A 20455-nucleotide genomic window follows, 5' to 3' on the forward strand; every position below is an offset into this window, starting at 1 on the left:
GTCATGCGGCGTACTCTGCTACTTCTGATAGGCGTATTCCTTGCGTCTTGTCAGTCAGGAAAGGATCAAAAAGAGGATGTAAAACAAGAGCCTATGCGCACACCGGAAGCCCGAAAAGAAGTGGTTTATCAAGTCTTCACCCGTTTGTTCGGAAATACCAAAACAGCCAATGTGCCCTGGGGTACCGCAGAACAAAATGGAGTGGGAAAGTTTTCTGATTTTAACGAAAAGGCCTTGGCCGAAATCAAAGACTTGGGGGTTACTTATATCTGGTATACCGGGGTTCCTCACCATGCGCTGATCCAGGATTACACCGCCTACGGCATTAGCAATGACGATCCAGATGTAGTGAAGGGCAGAGCTGGTTCTCCTTATGCGGTAAAGGATTACTACAATGTCAACCCTGATTTGGCTGATGATCCTGCAAAACGGCTGGAAGAATTTAAGGCCTTGATCGACCGCACTCATGCGGCTGGAATGAAAGTGCTCATCGATATTGTTCCTAACCATGTGGCCCGAAATTATGAAGGCAAAACAAACCCCAATGGGGTAGAGGATTTTGGTGCGCAGGACCGTACCCATATGGAATACCACAAAGACAATAATTTCTACTACATACCGGGTTCTGCTTTTGCAGTGCCGAATTGGGAGGGCGGTTACCAGCCCTTAGGCGGTGAGAAGAATCCCCTGTCAGATTCCCGATTTAAGGAGGTTCCTGCAAAATGGACGGGGAATGGGGCCCGTTCCGTTCAGCCAGGGATGAACGATTGGTACGAAACGGTGAAAGTGAACTACGGTGTTCGTCCTGATGGAACAAGAGACTTTCCGGATTTGCCGGAAGGTTATGAATACAAAGGGTACCAAGCCCATGCTGATTTTTGGGCCGATAAAGAGCTGCCCAATTCCTGGGACAAGTTCCGGGATATTGCGGAATACTGGTTGGACATGGGCGTCGATGGCTTCCGTTTTGATATGGCCGAAATGGTGCCAGTGGAGTTTTGGAGTTATATGAATTCCGCCATCAAGCTAAAAAATCCTGATGCCTTTTTATTGGCTGAGGTGTACAATCCAGATCTCTACCGGGCTTATATCCGCAAAGGAAAGATGGATTATCTCTACGACAAGGTAGAGTTGTACGACAGCATCAAACACATTGTGAAGGGCTATGGCTGGACGGATCATATCCCGGTAGTTCAAAAGGGTCTAAAAGATATCGAACACCACATGCTTCACTTCCTGGAGAATCACGACGAGCAGCGCATTGCCAGTCCTGATTTTGCAGGTAAAGCGGAACTGGCCAAACCGGCGATGGTGGTCTCGGCGACGATTAGCACCTCGCCGACCATGATCTATTTTGGTCAAGAAGTGGGGGAGCCCGGAAAGGAACAGGCTGGATTTGGAAGCCCGACACGCACGTCTATCTTTGATTATATCGGAGTGCCCCATCACCAACGATGGATGAATGAAGGGGCCTTTGACGGGGGGCAGCTGAGTGCAGAAGAAAAGTCCCTGCGCGATTTTTACAAGCGACTCTTGAACTTTACGATCAATAGTCCTGCTTTGATGGGTGAATACCAAGACCTGCATTTCTTCAACAAAGAGTTAAACGCCAAATACGACCACCGAATTTTAACCTATGCCCGCTGGTCCACGGGGGAGGAATTACTGGTGGTGACCAACTTTGACGAAAAGAAGTCCTATCAGCTCGATCTCAAAGTGCCACAGGAATTACTCCGCAAGTGGAAGCTTTCTCCAGGCAAATACTCCTTGGAAGAACAGCTGTACGGATCAGTAAAAAGTGAACTCTTAGTACCTGCAGGGGGAGCCGGAGAGTTTAGGATAGAATTGCAACCCCTGGAATCTCGTATTTTTAAACTTTTAAGACCTTAATACTCCACAACAATGAAAAAATACCTTGGATTGGTTTTAGTCATGATGATGTTTACCTCCTGTCAAAAAAGAGACTTTAAAGTAATCGGCCACCGCGGAGCCATGGGCTATGTGACCGAGAATTCCCTTCCTTCTATTCAAAAAGCGATGGATATGGGAGTCGACATGATCGAAATTGATGTGTTTGAAATCAAGAGTAAAGAGGTTGTGGTCTTTCATGATGAGGAACTCGACGCTCTGACCAATGGAAGCGGTAGAATAGAAGATTACAACATCTTTGAGCTAAGGCAATTGCAACTCAAAGGCGGTCATGAAATTCCTATGCTCCAGGATGTGATGAAGTTGATTGACAACAAGGTTCCTTTGAATATTGAACTCAAAGGAAAGAATACCGCTCCAAGAGTTCAGAGCATTGTCAAGAACTATATTGAGCGCCAAGGCTGGTCAAAAGAAAATATCGTCATCAGTAGTTTTCACTGGGATGCCCTAAGAGAAATGCGAAGATTGGATCCCGATATCGCCATCGCAGTCTTGACAGAAGAAGACCCCTTGGAAGCCTTGGATGTGGCTAAGGAGCTAAAGGCTATTGCCATTAATCCTTGGTTCAAAAACCTGACCCGAGAACAGGTGCAAGCCATTCAGGAAGCTGGATTTATGGTCTACACCTACACGGTAAACGAACCAAAAGACATTGCCCGGATGAAAGAATGGCAAGTTGACGGTATTTTTACTAACTACCCGGACAGAGCCCAGTGATCCACGACTTAGTGGTCATAGGAGGGGGGGCGGCCGGATTTTATGCGGCAGCCATCCTTCGCGAACAATCACCAAAAGCGCGAATCCTTATTTTGGAGAGAGGAAAAGAAGTGCTCACCAAAGTCAAGGTATCTGGGGGGGACGCTGTAATGTAACCCATGCTGCTTTTGAGGTTCCTGAACTAAGCACTAATTATCCCAGAGGGCAACGCGAATTGGTAGGCCCCTTTTATCACTACGGCCCCCTTCAGACACTGGAATTTTTTGAAAGAAGGGGAGTACAGCTTAAAACAGAAGAAGACGGTCGTATTTTTCCTGTTTCTGATCAATCCCAAACGATAATTGACTGCTTGGTTTCGGCAGCTTCGGGCCCCTTTACTGAAGTTTTAAAGGGCCATTCTGTACAGCAATTTCAATGGAATGAGAAGGAAGAGTTGTGGAGGGTCCAAACCAAAGAAGTGGCCTTCTCATCCCGGTATGTTCTGGTCGCCACAGGCAGCAATCCCAAAATTTGGGACTTGCTTTCGCAAATGAATTTGAAGCTAGTGGATCCGGTTCCTTCCCTCTTCACTTTTAGAATCAAAGACGCCCTTTTGGAAGGTCTCGCCGGGATTAGTCAGGAAGTGTCGTTAAGTGTGGTGTTGCGGCAACGTACTGCGGTCGAAATACCCAATCGCTTCCCTAAGGTTTTAGAGGCTTCAGGGCCTTTACTGATTACCCACAAAGGCGTGAGCGGTCCTGCTGTTTTACGCTTATCTGCCTGGGGAGCCTTGCCACTGTATCTACTGAATTATCAATTCCAGTTTGAAGTGAATTGGCTGCCTCAACTAGGCCGTGATGACCTGCAAAATGAGATCGAGAAAAGAAAGTCTGAGCAGCCTAAAAAACAACTTCACGGAACACCATTGAGCGGACTGACCAAACGTCTTTGGCAACGGCTTTGTAAGGAAGCAGGAATTGTTCCTGAACACCGGTGGGTCGATTTAAACGGCAAGCAGGTGGATCGATTGATTGAGCAACTACAGACGACCACTTTTCAGGTCAACGGCAAGAATACCTTCAAGGAGGAGTTCGTCACCGCGGGTGGGGTGGATTTAAAGGAAATCGATTTTAAGCGTTTCGAATCCAAGAAATGGCCCGGACTCTACTTTGCCGGCGAGGTGCTGAATATCGATGCAATCACCGGAGGGTTTAATTTTCAAAATGCCTGGACGGGCGCCTACTTAGCAGCCCTGAGCATTGCCGAAAAGTCGAATGTCGACGCCTAAAACGGAAGGTTTCCTTCCAGATAGTGATTTAGACCAGCAGCGAGTAGTCCGCCAAGAGCAGGTCCAACAACGGGTATCCAGGAATAGCCCCAATTGCTATGCGTCTTTCCTTTGATGGGTACGATAGCGTGGATAATCCGAGGGCCTAGATCACGGGCCGGATTAATGGCATAACCGGTTGTACCGCCCAAGCTCAATCCGATAGCCCAAACCAAAAAGGCTACAGGGATTGCGCCTACTGAACCCAATCCAATCAGTGCGTTTGAATCCACGATTTTGGCATCCGAAAAGTAGAGTACAACAAAGACCAAAACGAAGGTTCCAATAGCTTCGCTGAATAGATTACTGAGGGTATTTGGTACAGCGGGATCTGTACAGAAACTTCCTCTCACTAAGCCCGCGTCTTTGGTGGCGTTGTAATGATCTCTGTAAAGCAGCCAAACCAAAAAGGCACCCAGCATGGCTCCAATAAATTGAGCCCCTACATAGGTGGGTACATCGTAGAGTGAAAACTCTCCGGCAAAGGCCAGACCTAAAGTAACGGCCGGATTCAGGTGAGCTCCACTGTAGGGGCCGGCCACAACCACTCCGATATAGACCGCCATGGCCCAACCGGTGGTGATGACCATCCATCCATCTCCTTGACCCCGGTTACCCTTGGTCTTTTCGAGCAAAACATTGGCATTAACTCCACACCCTAGTAGGATGAGCAAAAACGTTCCGAGAATTTCAGCGGTAAAGGCAGTCATATCAGTTTGGTTTTGATTGCAAAAATGAATGTTTTAGGCTTTACTCCAAAATAGAACCGTTTCAATGGCCCGATCCCACTGAGCGAGTAATTGCTCCATGGAAGAGCGATCTGGATTGGCTTCAAAGGTTTGGTCCTTCTCCCAAATACGCTCGATTTCTTCTGTATTGCTCCAATAACCTACGGCCAACCCAGCCAAAAAGGCAGCGCCACTAACGGTCGTTTCGACCATTTTTGGTCTGACCACAGACACCCCGAGTACATCGGCTTGAATTTGCATCAGGAGGTTGTTCACACTAGCTCCCCCATCCACACGCAGTTCTTTGATTTTTACGCCCGAATCAGCCTCCATAGCGCTGAGGATATCGCGGGTTTGCAAGGCGATCGCTTCTAAGGCCGCCCGAGCAATATGGCCTTTGTGACTTCCCCGGTTGAGCCCGAGGATTTGACCTTTGGCCTGCTGGTTCCAATGCGGCGCCCCAAGGCCTACAAAGGCGGGAACCAAGACCACGCCGTCCGAAGACTCAACGGAAGAGGCGAGCCCTTCGATTTCTTGGGCGTCTCCAAAAAACTCCAGTTGGTCCCTCAACCACTGAACGATGGCTCCAGCCATGAATATACTGCCCTCCAAGGCATAAGAGACTTCGTCCCCAATTTTCCACCCAATGGTGGTGAGCAGGTTGTTTTTTGAAAGTATAGGCTTGTCTCCGATGTTCATCAGCATAAAACATCCGGTTCCGTAGGTGTTTTTAACCCAGCCTTCTTGGGTGCACATCTGACCGAATAAAGCGGCTTGTTGATCTCCAGCAATTCCGGCAATCGGTACAGCAGCACCTAAAAAATCTGCTTGGGTATGGCCATATACTTCACTGGAATCACAAACTTGAGGCAGCATTTTGGACGGAATATCAAACAAGGTGAGCATATCGGCATCCCAGCCTAGATCGGTCAGGTTGTACAACAAGGTCCTTGATGCATTAGTGACATCGGTGATGTGTTTTTGACCCCCGGTCATCTTCCAGATGAGCCAGCTATCGATGGTTCCCATGTAGAGATCCCCAGCCATCGCTTTTTCTCGAGCGCCAGGGACGTTATCGAGGATCCACTTGACTTTGGTCGCCGAAAAGTAGGCGTCAATGACCAGTCCTGTTTTTTGCTGAATCAGTCCCGCCTTACCCTCTGCTTTGAGTTGGTCACAGAAGTCCGCTGTCCGGCGATCCTGCCAAACGATGGCGGGATAAACGGGTTCTCCGGTACTTTTGTCCCAGACCACGACCGTTTCGCGTTGGTTGGTGATCCCGATGGCGGCGATCTGATCGGCGGTGAGCCCGGCGTCTTGAACGGCTTTTCTAGCCATACGCTCCTGGGTAGTCCAGATTTCCAGGGGGTCGTGTTCCACCCAACCCACTTCAGGAAAATACTGCGGGAACTCTTCTTGAGCTGAAGCGAGAATTTTTCCGTTTTTATCAAAGATTAAGGCGCGGCAACTGGTGGTACCTTGGTCCAGGGCGAGGATGTAGCTTGACATAGTCAGAGGATTAATTTAATCTCCAAATTTCATAATTCAATACCGTAGCAAAAAGAACCCAAAGCAAGTAGGGCAGCAGCAGCCAGGCTGAGGGCGTGTAAACCACCCGAAACCAGCGTATCGTCAAACCAATCATAATCGCCAGTACGATGATGACCAATAAGGCTGCTCCTGGATTGCGAAGTCCAAAAAAGACGATCGACCACAGTGCATTCAACAAGAGCTGAAAACCGAAATGGTAGAGTGCCGTCTTCACCCAAAGGTGATGAAAGCCCCTGTCCCAAACCAGCCCTACAGCGATCCCCATAAGGGTGTACAAGAGGGTCCAAACCGGTCCAAAGACTTCATTTGGAGGGTTGAAAATCGGTTTATTCAATTGAACGTACCAGGTGTCCACAGATGATTGTGTAGCGATGCCTGAAAGGGAACCAACTCCAACACAAATCAGTACTGAAATAAGAATTCGTTGTAGTTTTTTATTCATGAACAGCTCTGAATTTAGGAATTATTTACGAGCCAAGACTTGTCCTATCTTTGCCTTTTCTTAAAAAAGGGAACAAATCCATGACCGAAGCTGATTTTAGAACGACCAACTCTCTGGCCTTGCCAGAAAAAGGACTAGTGGCTTGGGAAGCCCCCAGTAATATTGCCTTGGTTAAGTATTGGGGAAAACACGGACTGCAATTGCCTGCCAACCCATCGGTGAGTTTTACGCTCAGTCAGGCGACCACCAAAACAGCTTTTGCTTTTGAAAAGAAGGAAGCCGGGCCGGATTTTGATTTGCAGTTTACCTTTGAAGGCCAGGCAAAACTGGATTTTGAACCCAAGATTCGGCAGTTTTTTGAACGTGCGTTTCCTTATTTACCCTTTCTGAAAGACTACCGATGGTCCATTTCGAGCAGCAACAGTTTTCCACACAGCAGCGGGATCGCTTCTTCCGCAAGTGCCATGGCTGCCATGGCACTCAATATGGTCAGTGTTGAAAGACAAGCCGACCCATCCATGTCTGATCAGGCCTTTTTGCAAAAAGCGTCTTTTTTGGCCCGTTTGGGTTCTGGGAGTGCAGCACGAAGTATTTCGGGCCCACTCATGCAATGGGGCGCCGATCAAAACTGGCCAGGAAGTTCAGATTTATTTGCTGCTCAAGTTAATACCGATCTACATCCGATTTTTGAGAATTACTGCGATTGTATTCTTTTGATCCATCAAGGGAAGAAGGGTGTCAGCAGTACAGCAGGACATAGTTTGATGCATGGGCATTCGTTCGCGACCTCCCGTTTTGAACAAGCCCGCAAGCACATGGGCGATATTCGAGAAATTCTGAAAAGTGGAGATTTGGAAGCCTTTATCTCCCTCATCGAATTGGAGGCTTTGAGTCTGCATGCGATGATGATGAGTTCTGCAACGCCCTACCTGTTGATGTTGCCGGGAACTGTTGCGGTTTTACAAGAGGTTTGGGCTTTTCGAAAAGAGACCCAAATTCCCTTGGGATTTACCCTGGATGCGGGGGCCAATGTTCACCTCTTGTACCCCGAATCCAACAAAGAAGCCGTGGAACTGTTCATTGATGAAAAACTCGTTGCGTATTGTGAAAACCAGCAGTATATTCGTGATTCTGTAGGAAAAGGTGCTAAACCCCTTGAAGGGGAAGCAGTTAGCGACTTTTTTTAGTGCTAAGACACTTGGGCAGAGTTGATTATTTGTTTATATTTATATTAGTTACAGTTAAACAAAAATGAAAGGACCTCTATTTTACTCCAAAATTCTTCTTTTCGGAGAATACGGGATCATCAAGGACAGCAAAGGCCTTTCCATTCCCTACAACTTTTTCAAGGGAGCTCTGAAGACCTCTGACAACCCGGATCAGGTAGCACGCAAATCCAATGGAGAACTGCGCAAGTTGGCGAGCCATTTACGTGCCCTGGAGAAAGAAGAGGGCTATTCTTTTGATCACGCTAGTTTAGACGCGGATCTGGATGCCGGAATGTATTTTGACAGTTCCATCCCACAGGGGTATGGAATCGGGAGTAGTGGGGCTCTGGTGGCAGCCATCTACGATAAGTACGCGACCGATAAAATTACCGTCCTTGAGAATTTGACTCGTGAAAAACTACTTCACCTCAAGACCATTTTTGGGAAGATGGAGTCTTTTTTCCACGGGAAATCTTCTGGTTTGGACCCACTTAACTCATATTTGAGTTTACCCATTTTAATCAATTCCCAAAATCATATTGAGTCTACCAGTCTGCCATCCCAAAATCAGAATGGCAAGGGAGCCGTCTTTTTGCTCGATAGTGGTATTACAGGAGAGACCGCACCGATGGTTCAGATTTTCATGGAAAATATGAAACAGGAAGGCTTTAGAAATGTGGTTAAAAACCAGTTTGTTAAATACACCGATGCCTGTGTAGATCACTTCCTTAGCGGTGATATTAAAGCCCTCTTTGGAGATGTCAAGCGCTTATCTGACGTTGTTTTACATCACTTCAAACCCATGATCCCAGCCGGGTTTCACCAGTTGTGGAAGCAGGGTATAGAAAGTAATGATTACTACCTTAAACTTTGTGGTTCCGGCGGTGGAGGTTATATTTTAGGCTTTACAGAAGATTTAGATAAGGCCAAGAAAGCCCTTGAGGGGCACCAATTGGAAGTCGTCTACACATTCTAGACGACCCTTGGCACTTTCCAGGAAATATAGACTCACCCTGTATAAGCTCTTGAGCTTGTTTTCGGTCGTAAGAGGTTACAACATCCTGATGGTTGTCCTCGCACAATACCTCGCCTCGATTTACATTCTTTCGCCTGATGTTCCTTTGCGTTCCGTTTTACTGGATCCCCAACTTTTTATCATTGTTTTTTGTTCGGCCCTAGTCATAGCCGGAGGCTACATCATCAACAACTTCTACGATGCAGAAAAGGATTTGATCAATAAACCTACCAAGAGTATGCTGGATCGCCTGGTATCTCAGCGATTTAAGTTGACCACCTATTTTATTCTGAATTTTTCTACGGTCTTTGCAGCGAGTGCGATCTCTTTTAAGGCCGTTCTTTTCTTTTCGAGTTATATTTTTGGTATCTGGTTATATTCCCATAAACTCAAAAGGATTCCTTTTTTGGGGAACCTTATTTCGGCCTTGTTGGCCATTGCCCCCTTCTTTGTGGTCTTCGTGTATTACAAGAATGTCGAAACGGTTATCTTTTTTCATGCGGGCTTTCTGTTCTTTGTTATTCTTGCTCGAGAACTGATCAAGGATCTCGAGAATATAGCAGGCGATGTGGCCTTGAATTACCGCACTTTGCCTGTACTCTATGGCACTCGTCTTTCTAAAGCCATTATTGGCTGTTTACTCCTTCTGGCCATATTACCGGCAGCTTTCTTGATTTCGAGTTACGAAATAGGCCATATGTACCTTTACTTCTATCCCTGTATCGCTTTACTCCTGGGCAGCGTTTACCTCTTGAACAGGGCCGAGAACAAGGGCCATTTTGTATGGCTACACAACATCCTAAAATTCATTATCGTTTCCGGGGTCTTTGGGATTTTGTTGATTGACGTACACTTGGTATTAAACCGTATTTTGTAAGGGAAGAAAGAGAAGCCTTTCTAAAACATCATGGAAAAAACGACAATGAAAGTGGCCTTGGCCCAACACGCTCCCGTTTGGCTCGATAAACTCGCTACCCGTGACCGAATTTTGGAACAGATGGAAATCGCTGCTCAGGCAGGGACGGACCTCTTGGTTTTTGGCGAGGGCTATTGGCCTGGTTATCCGTTTTGGTTGGCTTATACCGAAGGTGCCGCCTGGGATTTACCGGTCAATAAAGAAATACATGGGCACTATGTAAAGAACGGGGTTTGCATTGAAGAAGGGGACCTAAAACCCGTCCAAGAAAAATGCAAGCAGTTAAAGCTTGCTCTTTACTTGGGAATCATGGAGCGTCCTTTGCAACGGGGAGGACACAGTTTATACTGCAGCCTGGTGTACATCAATCAGGAGGGCGAAATCGGTTCGGTCCACCGCAAATTACAACCCACTTATGACGAGCGATTGACCTGGTCACCCGGAGACGGGAATGGTCTTCGAGTTCATCCGCTAAAAGGCTTTCGAGTGGGTGGATTGAACTGCTGGGAGAATTGGATGCCCTTGCCCAGAGCGAGTCTCTATGGCCAAGGAGAAAACGTACACATTGCCGTCTGGCCAGGAGGACTGCACAACACCAAGGACATCACTCGCTTTATCGCCCGTGAGTCCCGCAGCTATGTCTTGTCGGTTTCGGCGGTTTTACGGAAAGATCAAATCCCATCCGATACACCACATCATGCTGAATTTATAGCTGAGATGCCAGATTGCCTGGCCAATGGAGGGAGTTGTATCGCAGGCCCTGACGGGGAATGGGAAGTGGAACCTGTTCTCGAGGAGGAGACCCTGATTTACCACGAATTGGATTTGGACCGTATCTATCAGGAGCGCATGAATTTTGATCCTGTAGGCCATTATTCCCGGCCAGATGTCACCCGTCTTTATGTGAATTACGAGCGACAGTCCACCCTGGCAGATAAAAGCCTACCTTTGCCGCCAAATTTCAAGTGATGCCCGCGCCAAAAAAGAACAGGAACTCCAAACCCCCACAGAAAAAAGGAGGACGTCCTCCCAAGAAGGACTTTAGAGCTCCCAAAAAATCCACTGGCCCTGCCAAGGGGAAACCAGCCAAGGACAAAAAGGATACGGTTCGGCTGAATAAGTTCATCGCCAATGCGGGGATCTGTTCCCGACGCGAAGCCGACACCTTTATTTTGGCCGGTAGTGTGATGGTCAATGGCAAGGTCATTACGGAGATGGGATTCCAGGTCAAGCCTGGAGACGAAGTGCGCTTTGACGGAAAACGCATTGTTCGCGAGAAGAAAGAATACATCTTGCTGAACAAGCCCAAAAACTTCATTACCACTACCCGGGATGAGCGCGGCCGCAAGACCGTGATGGATCTAGTGGGTAATGCCTCCAAAAGCCGATTATACCCCGTCGGGCGTTTGGATCGCAACACCACCGGCTTACTCTTATTCACCAATGACGGGGATATGGCCAAAACCCTCACCCATCCAAAACACGGGGTGCGCAAGGTTTACCACGTACACCTGGACAAGGCCTTAAAAAAAGAAGACCTGATCAAGATTCAAAAAGGCCTTGAATTGGAAGATGGTCCGATCGAGGTCGATCAGGTGAGCTATATCGCTGACAGTCCAAAGCGCGAAGTCGGAATAGAACTGCACAGTGGACGTAACCGGATTGTGCGCCGCATATTTGAATCCTTGGGATACGAAGTCGTTCGCCTCGACCGCGTCGTCTTTGCCGGCCTCACCAAAAAAGATTTGCCCCGCGGACACTGGCGCCCCTTAAGCGAGCAAGAGATCAACAACCTCAAGATGATCTCTTAGAAAGCACCTATTGCTTTTCTTTCATTTTTAAGCGGATTTCTTCCAGGGCCAATTGACCCAGGCTTCCCAGATGTTGGTGGTCGATACCGTTTTTGGGCTGGTAGCGACCTTCGGCGATGGATTGCCCCATCTGCTGGTAGGCTTCCCGAAAAGAAACGCCGTTCTTTACCAACTCATTCAGGGTGTCCACACTGAAGATAAAGCGGTATTTTTCGGCCTTTAGAAGATCTTCTTTCACTTGAATCTGGGGCAGGGCATAGAGCAAAATATCCAGGCATTCCCGGCTCTCTAACAGACCTTGGATTAAGGGTCCTTTGAGCAGCTGCAAATCCCGGTGGTATCCACTCGAGAGGTTTTGGGTAATGCTCCCAAGGAGGAGCGGAAGTTGTTGCAAACTATTGCCTTTGGCCCTCAGAAGTTCAAAGACATCCGGATTCTTTTTGTGGGGCATGATGCTACTACCCGTCGTTAGACTTTCCGGAAAAGAAATAAAGTCCAAATCCTGACTCAGGTACAGGCAGATGTCCTGACAGAGTTTGGCCCAGGTGCTGCCGAGTTGAGACAAGGCCGTTGCGGTGGATCGCTCGACACGGCCTCGACCCAGTTGGGCAGCCACCACGTTGTATTTGAGGGTGCTAAAGCCCAAAAGTTCCGTCGTTCGCATTCGATCGATAGGGAAACTACTGCCATAACCAGCGGCACTGCCCAAGGGATTCTGATCGGTAATGTCCAAAGCGGCATTGATCATAGTAGTGTCATCAATAAGCAATTCGGCGTAGGCCGAAAACCACAAGCCAAAGGAAGAAGGCATGGCCACTTGCATATGGGTGTAACCAGGCAAAAGGCTTTGGGCGTGTTGCTCAGACAGCTCCAGAAGACACTGAAATAACTGCAGCACTTTGGATTTAATTTCCAGGAGGCTCTCTTTTTGATAGAGCTGCAGGGCAACCAGCACCTGGTCATTTCGCGAGCGTGCGGTATGAATCTTTTTACCGGTCTCGCCCAGTCGCTCGGTCAATTCGAATTCGATTTTTGAATGCATGTCTTCAAAGGATTCTTCAATAACCAGCGTGCCTTCTTCGTATTCCGCCAGTAATTGATCCAAGCCTTTTTGAAGGAGCTGCGATTCTTCCCCAGAGATCAACCTCACTTCTCCCAACATTTGGGCATGAGCCTTGGAAGCCTGAATGTCGTAAGGAAAGAGGTACATGTCCCAGTAGCGGTCCTGGCCTACCGTAAATCGTTCAATTTTTTGGTCAATGCTTTGCAGGGCTTGTTTGTTCCAAAGTTTCATGGGGTTGTATTTATACGGTTAAAAAATTGGGTGAGTAGGTCGGTATAAGCCTGAATACCGGCATGGAATTCAGAAACGTGAATGAATTCATCGGCCGAATGAGATCGGGTACTGTCACCAGGGCCAAATTTGAGGGACGGACAGCTCAAGGCAGCCTGATCCGAAAGGGTAGGCGAACCATACGACCCCAAGCCTAACTCCTTTCCACTAATAATTAGAGGATGATCGATAGGGATCGAAGAACTCTCCAGTCTGAGGGAACGGGCCTTCAGGCTAAAGGGTGCATTGTTCTGCATCCACTGGTCGACCTCGCTATTGCGGTAACAGTCATTTACCCGTACGTCGATGACAAGTTGCACCTGAGCAGGGATCACATTGTGCTGTTTCCCGGCTTGGATTTGGGTGGCGGTAACTTTGACTGGGCCCAACTGCTCCGAAACCAGGGGCAGTTCGCATGTTTTAAGCCATTCGAGAACCTCAATGGTGTTGTACAGGGCATTGTCTGTGTTGGGATGGGCGGCATGTGAGGGTGTTCCAGTAACGACCGCATCATAGACGATCAGTCCCTTTTCAGCTACCGCCATGTCCAGTAGAGTGGGCTCGCCAATGATGGCTACATCCAGTGGGGGAAGCAGAGGAAGAAGTCCTCGAATCCCTTGCTCTCCGGCGTTTTCTTCTTCTGCCACAGCGGCCAGTACCAAGTTGTAAGGCAGGTTTTTCATTTTATAGAAGTGAACAAAGGTGGCCAAGAGAGCCACCAAACAACCCCCGGCATCATTACTGCCCAAGCCGTACAGGCGATCCTCCTCAATGCTGGCTGCAAAGGGATCACGGGTGTACGCCTTATTGGGTTTGACTGTATCGTGGTGGGAACACAGTAAAAGATGAGGTTTGCTCTCGTCGTAATCTTCGTTAAAGGCGTAGACGTTGTTGCGGTGCCGCTGCGTCTTCACTCCCTGCTCTTGCAACCATCCTTCAATAAGGGCTGCGGTGGCCTGCTCTTCTTTAGAAAAAGAAGGCGTTTCAATGAGCTGACACAGAAGTTCAAGTGGACTTTTCATAAGAAGATTATTCAGGTATACTTTTGGTTCGTAATCGGGTCCCTTTTATGGGCCCGTTTTGGAGCATTTGTTGGTTGCCAATCCAGACCTCTTCCACACCCTGCTGGCAGGCCTTAAAACCCGTATATAATTTGGGTTTCATCCCGGCATGAACGATTTTTTGCTGCAGTAGTTGATCCAATTCGGCTTCCCAAAGTTCGGGAAAGAGGGAATCGGGTTCAGAAAGTTTAGCTAAAACCCCAGCATGCTCAAAGCAGTACAACAACCGAACAGAGAAGTGTTTTTGCAGGGATCCGGCCACTTCGCTGGCAATGGTGTCGGCATTGGTGTTGAGGAGATTCCCTTCCCCATTATGCGTGAGAGCGCAAAGTACCGGGCTATAACCCCCTTGCAGGAGTACTTGTAAGAGAGTGGCGTTTACTCCTATGATATCGCCAACCCAACCGTAGTCGATATCCCCAACGGGGCGTTTGACCGCCTGAATGAGGTTTCCATCCGCACCACTCAGACCGATCGCCTGGCACTTCAAGCTCTGGAGTTCGGCCACCACCTGTTTATTGACTGCCCCTGCATAGACCATGACGGCTACCTTCAATTGAAAGTCATCGGTTATTCTTCTGCCTTCGATCAATTGGGCAGGATGACCGAGTTCCTCCGAGAGCCGGGAGGCCTCTCGCCCCCCTCCGTGGACCAGGACCTTAGGGCCATACAGTGCGGCAAATTTTTGCAGGAGTTCTTTGCGGCTGTCTTCTTTTTCTAAGACCGCCCCACCCACCTTAACGACTGTTAGAACGGGTTTTTTCATAACTCCTTTGATTTAAGTAGCTCTTGAAGTACCCATTGGGCGGAATAGGTTCGGTTATTGGCTTGTTCGATTACCAGGGATTTACTGGAATCCAATACCGCATCTTGAACCACCACATTACGCCTTACCGGTAAGCAGTGCATAAAATAGGCTTCCTTGAGTTTTTCCAGGCTGATGGTCCAGGACTCTTCAATCGGTAAGTGCTGGCCGTACTGCTCCGTGGAACACCAACTTTTGGCGTAAACCACATCGGATTCTGCCAAACAAGCCGCTTGATCAGACCGCACTTCAATACCCTCCGTCAAGGCTGCATTCAATTCATAACCGGGGGGATGACACACCTGTATATCGGCTCCCAGGGTCTTCATCATGCGCAAAAAGGAAGTGGGTACGGCTTGGGGTAAAGGCCTTGGGTGAGGAGCCCAGCTTAAGGTGATTTTGGGTTTGGTGGATCCAAAAGTTTCCTGCAAAGTCATGGCATCGGCCAGGGCCTGTAAGGGGTGAGCAAATGCGCTTTCGAGATTGATAAGGGGTTTGTCCGAAAGAGCCTTAAAAGCTTCCAGTACCGGTTCCCTTAGGTCCTCTTCCAAGGACTGCAATTCACCAAAGGAGCGCAGACCAATCAGATCACCGTACTGGCACAACACAGGCACCGCTTCTCGAATGTGTTCAGCTTTTCCCTGATCCATAATGGTGCCGTCTGTAAACTCGAGCTGCCAACTATCGGCACCGACATTGAGGCTCAACACATCTAATCCGAGATTTTGAGCCGCTTTGGCTGTGCTGAGACGGGTTCTCAGACTGTTGTTAAAAAATAGAAGAATGAGGGTCTTGCCCTTACCCAGTCCACTGTTTTGAAGTGGATTGGTTTTCAGTTGCAGAGCTTGTTCAATAGCCGAATGAGGCTGCTTCAAATCGTCAATGCTTAAATAGTGTTTCATTTGCTGAGGTGATTGATGGCGTTAAAAAGGGGTTCCCAGTCCGTCTTGTTCAAGGTGTAAGGCGGAAGGATGCGCAAGAGGTTGGGATTTTTAGATCCACCAGTTAAGATCCCGGCTTCCAGAAGTTTTTTTCGCATCTCGCCTACCGGATGATCGAATTCCAACCCGAGCATAAGTCCTCGGCCTTTGACCCGAATTCCGGCTTTTTCTGCATGGCTTTTAAAAGCGTTCTCCAGTTCTGGAATAGCGGAGAGCGGATCTTCGGACTCCAGAACTTCCAGTACCGCGAGTACTGCGGCACAGGCCAGGTGATTACCTCCAAAGGTGGTTCCCAGTTCTCCGGCAATGGCTTTGTGTTGTGGATGCACTAGAATTCCTCCAACCGGAAATCCATTCCCCATGCCCTTGGCCATGCTGATGACGTCGGGTGTAACGGCGTGCTTTTGAAAAGCAAAGAAGTCGCCGCTGCGTCCAAAGCCGGATTGCACTTCGTCAGTTATCAGCCAGGTACCCGACTTTTGGGCCGCTTTTTCTATGGCTTGTATAAAGGCCGTTGTGGGCTCTTCCAGACCCCCGACCCCTTGTATGCATTCCAGGATCACTGCACAGTATTGCTCAGATTCCAGGGCCTTCACGACAATTTCTGTGGCGTTGAAAGGTAAAAAATCAACCTGGTGTTGGGCGTTTAGAGGCGCCAATGCTTTAGGCATATCCGTGGCAGCAACCGCTGCTGAAGTTCGTCCATGAAAGCTGTTGGTAAAGGCCAATACTTTAGCCCTTCCTGTTCTAAAAGAAGCCAGTTTTAGGGCGTTTTCATTGGCTTCTGCTCCGGAATTACACAAAAACAGTTGGTAGTCGGGAAGGCCGGAAATTCGACCGAGCAGGGCCGCCAGTTCTTGTTGCAGTGGATTCTGCACGGCGTTGCTGTAAAAAGGCAAAGCATCAATCTGCTCCTTTAGGCGCTTTTGAAAATGGGGATGACCGTGACCGATCGAAATAACCGCATGACCTCCATAGAAGTCCAGGTATTGTTTTCCATCGGCGTCTTCCACCTGATGCCCTTTGGCTTGAACAGGAGTGACGGAATAACGGGAGTATACATCAAATAGTGGCATGCTTATTCTGGGGATTTGATTTCACTGATTTTAGAAAAGGAGGCGATAATTCCCTGGATGAGAGAGGAACTCAGACCCTGGTGTTCCATTTCGTTAAGGCCTTGGATGGTGCATCCCTGAGGAGTGGTCACCCGGTCGATTTCTTCTTCCGGATGGGCTCCACCTTCAATCAGAAGTGCCGCCGCTCCCTGGCAGGTGTGCATGGCCAGCAGTTGGGCCTCTTTGGCATCAAACCCAAGCTGAATGGCACCTTGGGTGGTTGCTCGAATTAATCGCATCCAAAAGGCTATACCGCTTGCGCAAATAACCGTTGCTGCTTGCATATGTTCTTCGTGTATTTTTAGGCTGTGACCAAGTTTTTGGAAGATCGCTTCGGCAATTTCAATCCGCTTTTCACCGGCAGTATTGGAACAAAGACAGGTCATGGATTGCCCTACGGATATGGCGGTATTTGGCATCGCTCTGATCAAGAAGTGCTCTTGTCCAAGGATGGCTTCCATCTGGGCAATGGTGTATCCCGTTACGGTGCTGATCAAAACGTGTTTGTCGGTTAAAAGCGGCCTGATTTCGGCCAGAATTGCCGAGAGCTGTGGCGGTTGCACACAGAGTAAGATAATATCGGATTGCTGCACAGCCTCTGTATTGCTGCTACTCAATACGAGTCCACGGTAATCCTTGTAGCTCGCTAGGGATTTTAGGTCGCGACGAGTAAGGACCAATTGGGTGTAGGATCCACTTTGAATAAGCCCATTGGCGATGGCCTGGCCCAAGTTTCCGGTTCCGAGTATGGCGATTTTCATGAGTTCGTTTTTTTAGAATGCGGATGCTTTTAGATCCAATCCTGATGTTTCGGCCATGCCGAACATCAGGTTCATGTTCTGTACAGCCTGTCCACTTGCTCCCTTGAGCAGGTTGTCGATCACAGAGGTGATCAAAAGGTAGTCCCCGTGCTTGTGCAGATGCAGTTGGCAGTTGTTGGTGTTCACCACGGACTTTAGATTGATAGGACGCTGAGCAATATGGGTGAATGGGGCCGAGTGGTAGTACGCCTTATACAAATCCATTGCATCCTCTAAAACCAATGAGGTACGGGTGTAGACCGTCGCATGTATGCCCCTCGAAAAATTCCCTCGATGCGGCAGGAAGAGCAAGTCTCCAATCCCCGAGTTAGCCTGGGCCTTTTGCAAGGTTTCGCTGACCTCTCCCAGGTGCTGGTGGGTAAAAGCCTTGTAGGTCGAAAAGTTGTTGTCTCTCCAACTGAAGTGTGTGGTTTCGGATGGACTTTTACCGGCCCCAGTACTCCCGGTGGTGGCGTTGAGGTGGACGGATTCTGTCAATTCGCCGGCTTTGGCCAAAGGGAGTAAAGCCAACTGAAGGGCCGTGGCAAAACAGCCTGGATTGGCTACATAATGTGCATTAGCGATTTTGGAAGCCTGGTATTCCGGCAATCCATAGACAAAATGGTCCTTTTGAAATGATGCGTCTTTCACTAGTCGAAATTCATTGCTGAGGTCAATGACTTTAGCCCCTGTCAGCGCATGCTTTTGGAGGAATTCTCTAGAGTGACCGTGACCCAGGCACAAAAAGACGACCTCCGCCTCTTGAACATTTTGGGTAGTACTCAAGCTCGTTCTCCCAAGCAGATCCGGATGCAGCTCATGCAAGGGAGTACCCGCTTGGCTGTGGCTGTAGACAAAGGCAATTTCGGCCTCTGGATGTCCTAGTAATAATCTGATGAGTTCCCCGGCCGTGTAACCGGAGCCTCCTACAATTCCAACGCGTATCATAGGCTGTTTTGGTGTTGGTGAATTTTTCCGGCATTGGCCAGAATCTTGATAAATCCTTTCGCATCTTCTGCGCTCCAGGCCAGGTTCTTTTCGCCGTATTGGCCAAAGCTGGACTGCATGAGGTCATGCTCAGAAGACACTCCTAATAGCTCAAAGCGATAGGGGTGTAAGCTCAGGAATACTTTTCCGCTAACCGACTCTTGGCTGCTTTCTAGCAAGGCTTCAATATCGCGCATGACCGGGTCGAGGTATTGCCCTTCATGCAGCAACATGCCATAGACTTGGGCCATCTGTTGTTTGTGAAACTGTTGCCATTTGCTTTGAACATGTTTTTCGAGCAGTTCGTGGGCTTTGATAATAATCAGGGGGGCAGCGGCTTCAAAACCAACACGGCCTTTGATACCGATGATGGTATCTCCGACATGGATGTCTCGCCCGATTGCATAGGCTGATGCCAGTTCATTGAGTTTTTCGATCAGAGCCACAGACTCGCCTTGTTCTCCATTGAGGGAAGTGAGTTCCCCTTGGCTAAAACCCAATTCGATCTGCAGGCTTTCGGTCTTCTGAAGTGGGCTCGGATAGGCCGTCTCCGGTAAAGCTTTGTGAGAGGTGAGGGTCTCGGCTCCACCGACAGAGGTCCCCCAGAGGCCCTGGTTAATGGAGTATTTGGATTTGCTCCAATCGAAGTCGTAACCGGCCTGTTGTAAGGTGGCGATTTCTTCTTCTCTGCTCAGGCTTTGATCCCGGATCGGCGTTATGATTTCCAGTTCCGGGGCCAGGGTCTGAAAAATAAGATCAAAGCGAACCTGGTCGTTCCCGGCTCCTGTACTTCCATGGGCTATGGCATCTGCTCCGATGAGTTGGGCCTGTTCCACCAGAAGAAGGGCCTGCACAATCCGTTCTGCACTTACCGAAAGGGGGTAAGTGTTGTTTCTCAAGACATTTCCAAACACCAAAAAGCGGATCACTTTTTCATAAAAATAGTCTTTGGCCTCCAAGGCCTTAAAACTACTCACCCCAAGGGCGAGAGCCTTTTTTTCCATGTCTTTGAGATCTTGTGGTTTAAAGCCACCGGTATTGACACTCACCGCATGAACTTCATGTTCTTGACTCAGGGTGAGAGCGCAGTAGGAGGTGTCTAGTCCTCCACTATAAGCCAGAATTATCTTTTTCATCTTGGGCTGTATTTTTTTTCAGAAAGAGTTTCTTTTTGATTTCGATTAGGCGCTTAAAGGTCTTGTCTTTTGTTTTTTGGGAATGTTGAGTTTTCTCCTTGGGGTCGTAAAGCATGCCTGTACAGAGGCACATTTTCTTTTCCGTCCTGACCAGTACATCGTAGTTCCGACAGGTTTGACATCCTTTCCAGAATTCCGGGTCTTCGGTGAGTTCCGAGAAGGTGACCGGACGGTATCCGAGGGAGGAGTTGAGTTTCATCACGGCAAGGCCGGTGGTGATTCCAAATATTTTGGCCTCTGGGTAGCGTTCTCTTGAAAGATCGAAAACAGCTGATTTGAGTTGTCGGGCCAAACCCTGCCCGCGGTAGGCTGGTTGCACCAGCAAGCCCGAATTGGCCACATAATCCTTGTCGCCCCAGACTTCGATATAGCAGAAGCCGGCAAATTGGCCACGGTCTAAGGCAATGACCGCATCGCCTTTTTCCATTCGGGAGCGAATGTAGGCAGCACTTCGTTGAGCGATTCCTGTTCCCCTGACTTTGGCTGAGAGGGAGTAGGATTCGCTGATTTCTTCTGCAAAAACGGTATGAGCAGGACCAGCAATTAGAATATCCACGCTTAAATTTTTAGGTAACTGAAATAAGGAGAAATGGA

General features: G+C 48.5%; 21 protein-coding genes. 9 read left to right on the forward strand and 12 right to left on the reverse strand.

The window, feature by feature from the left end:
• Positions 1–3 precede the first annotated feature (3 nt).
• From BST99_RS12865 to BST99_RS12875, 4 genes are read left to right on the forward strand one after another with little or no spacing between them, the layout of a single operon-like run.
• Entirely contained in the window at positions 4–1890 is a 1887-nt protein-coding gene (locus tag BST99_RS12865) for an alpha-amylase family protein (RefSeq protein WP_105002153.1), read from the forward strand.
• 12 nt (positions 1891–1902) lie between these two features.
• Positions 1903–2646: a glycerophosphodiester phosphodiesterase gene (locus BST99_RS12870; RefSeq protein WP_105002154.1), complete on the forward strand. Its 744-nt coding sequence runs from the start codon at positions 1903–1905 to the stop codon at positions 2644–2646.
• Positions 2643–2801, forward strand: coding sequence for an NAD(P)-binding protein (locus tag BST99_RS15145; protein ID WP_394335627.1), 159 nt, complete (start codon positions 2643–2645; stop codon positions 2799–2801). Before BST99_RS12870 ends, BST99_RS15145 begins: the two co-directional genes overlap by 4 nt.
• Positions 2777–3913, forward strand: coding sequence for an aminoacetone oxidase family FAD-binding enzyme (locus tag BST99_RS12875; protein ID WP_394335628.1), 1137 nt, complete (start codon positions 2777–2779; stop codon positions 3911–3913). Before BST99_RS15145 ends, BST99_RS12875 begins: the two co-directional genes overlap by 25 nt.
• Here BST99_RS12875 and BST99_RS12880 read toward each other — a convergent pair.
• Genes BST99_RS12880 through BST99_RS12890 form a run of 3 tightly spaced genes read right to left on the reverse strand, consistent with a single transcriptional unit; the run spans position 3910 to position 6673 of the window.
• A complete protein-coding gene (locus BST99_RS12880) occupies positions 3910–4662 on the reverse strand; it encodes an MIP/aquaporin family protein (protein WP_105002155.1) in 753 nt (250 codons plus the stop codon). The genes BST99_RS12875 and BST99_RS12880 overlap by 4 nt on opposite strands.
• A gap of 33 nt (positions 4663–4695) precedes the next feature.
• Positions 4696–6189, reverse strand: a complete 1494-nt coding sequence (gene glpK / locus BST99_RS12885) for a glycerol kinase GlpK (protein WP_105002156.1) — start codon at positions 6187–6189, stop codon at positions 4696–4698.
• Positions 6190–6199: 10 nt separating this feature from the next.
• Positions 6200–6673 carry a TspO/MBR family protein gene (locus BST99_RS12890; RefSeq protein ID WP_105002157.1) on the reverse strand — a complete coding sequence of 158 codons (474 nt, stop codon included), beginning with the start codon at positions 6671–6673 and terminating at the stop codon, positions 6200–6202.
• Positions 6674–6753: 80 nt separating this feature from the next.
• Here BST99_RS12890 and BST99_RS12895 point away from each other — a divergent pair, with 80 nt between their 5' ends.
• The 5 genes from BST99_RS12895 to BST99_RS12915 all read left to right on the forward strand — a co-directional run bounded on the left by BST99_RS12895 (position 6754) and on the right by BST99_RS12915 (position 11623).
• On the forward strand, positions 6754–7860 hold the full coding sequence (locus tag BST99_RS12895; RefSeq protein ID WP_105002158.1) for a diphosphomevalonate/mevalonate 3,5-bisphosphate decarboxylase family protein: 1107 nt from the start codon (positions 6754–6756) through the stop codon (positions 7858–7860).
• A 64-nt stretch (positions 7861–7924) separates the two neighbouring features.
• Complete coding sequence (locus BST99_RS12900) at positions 7925–8857, forward strand: mevalonate kinase family protein (protein WP_105002159.1); 933 nt, start codon at positions 7925–7927, stop codon at positions 8855–8857.
• A 55-nt stretch (positions 8858–8912) separates the two neighbouring features.
• A complete protein-coding gene (locus BST99_RS12905; RefSeq protein ID WP_245916269.1) occupies positions 8913–9773 on the forward strand; it encodes a geranylgeranylglycerol-phosphate geranylgeranyltransferase in 861 nt (286 codons plus the stop codon).
• Positions 9774–9803: 30 nt separating this feature from the next.
• Positions 9804–10781, forward strand: a complete 978-nt coding sequence (locus BST99_RS12910; protein WP_105002160.1) for a carbon-nitrogen hydrolase family protein — start codon at positions 9804–9806, stop codon at positions 10779–10781.
• A complete protein-coding gene (locus BST99_RS12915; protein ID WP_105002161.1) occupies positions 10781–11623 on the forward strand; it encodes a pseudouridine synthase in 843 nt (280 codons plus the stop codon). Before BST99_RS12910 ends, BST99_RS12915 begins: the two co-directional genes overlap by 1 nt.
• A 7-nt stretch (positions 11624–11630) precedes the next feature.
• Here the strand turns inward: BST99_RS12915 and argH are convergent, their stop codons facing one another.
• The 9 genes from argH to BST99_RS12960 are packed head-to-tail and all read right to left on the reverse strand — an operon-like array spanning position 11631 to position 20417.
• Positions 11631–12917, reverse strand: a complete 1287-nt coding sequence (argH, locus tag BST99_RS12920; RefSeq protein WP_105002162.1) for an argininosuccinate lyase — start codon at positions 12915–12917, stop codon at positions 11631–11633.
• A complete protein-coding gene (locus tag BST99_RS12925) occupies positions 12914–13978 on the reverse strand; it encodes a M20/M25/M40 family metallo-hydrolase (RefSeq protein WP_105002163.1) in 1065 nt (354 codons plus the stop codon). The genes argH and BST99_RS12925 overlap by 4 nt, the downstream gene beginning before the upstream one ends.
• A gap of 7 nt (positions 13979–13985) precedes the next feature.
• Entirely contained in the window at positions 13986–14783 is a 798-nt protein-coding gene (gene argB / locus BST99_RS12930) for an acetylglutamate kinase (protein ID WP_105002164.1), read from the reverse strand.
• Positions 14780–15724, reverse strand: coding sequence for a Rossmann-fold NAD(P)-binding domain-containing protein (locus tag BST99_RS12935; protein ID WP_105002165.1), 945 nt, complete (start codon positions 15722–15724; stop codon positions 14780–14782). The genes argB and BST99_RS12935 overlap by 4 nt, the downstream gene beginning before the upstream one ends.
• The gene (locus BST99_RS12940) at positions 15721–16839 is read right to left on the reverse strand and encodes an aspartate aminotransferase family protein (protein WP_105002166.1); all 1119 of its coding nucleotides are present in this window, start codon (positions 16837–16839) and stop codon (positions 15721–15723) included. The genes BST99_RS12935 and BST99_RS12940 overlap by 4 nt, the downstream gene beginning before the upstream one ends.
• Before the next feature lie 2 nt (positions 16840–16841).
• Positions 16842–17639 (reverse strand): pyrroline-5-carboxylate reductase, encoded by a 798-nt coding sequence (proC, locus tag BST99_RS12945; protein ID WP_105002167.1) that lies wholly within the window; start codon positions 17637–17639, stop codon positions 16842–16844.
• A 12-nt stretch (positions 17640–17651) separates the two neighbouring features.
• Positions 17652–18626: an N-acetyl-gamma-glutamyl-phosphate reductase gene (gene argC / locus BST99_RS12950; RefSeq protein ID WP_105002168.1), complete on the reverse strand. Its 975-nt coding sequence runs from the start codon at positions 18624–18626 to the stop codon at positions 17652–17654.
• Positions 18623–19801 carry an argininosuccinate synthase gene (locus BST99_RS12955; protein WP_105002169.1) on the reverse strand — a complete coding sequence of 393 codons (1179 nt, stop codon included), beginning with the start codon at positions 19799–19801 and terminating at the stop codon, positions 18623–18625. The genes argC and BST99_RS12955 overlap by 4 nt, the downstream gene beginning before the upstream one ends.
• Positions 19776–20417, reverse strand: a complete 642-nt coding sequence (locus BST99_RS12960) for a GNAT family N-acetyltransferase (RefSeq protein ID WP_105002170.1) — start codon at positions 20415–20417, stop codon at positions 19776–19778. The genes BST99_RS12955 and BST99_RS12960 overlap by 26 nt, the downstream gene beginning before the upstream one ends.
• Between the last annotated feature and the right edge of the window lie 38 nt (positions 20418–20455).

Source organism: Aureicoccus marinus (assembly GCF_002954325.1).
Classification (GTDB): domain Bacteria; phylum Bacteroidota; class Bacteroidia; order Flavobacteriales; family Flavobacteriaceae; genus Aureicoccus; species Aureicoccus marinus.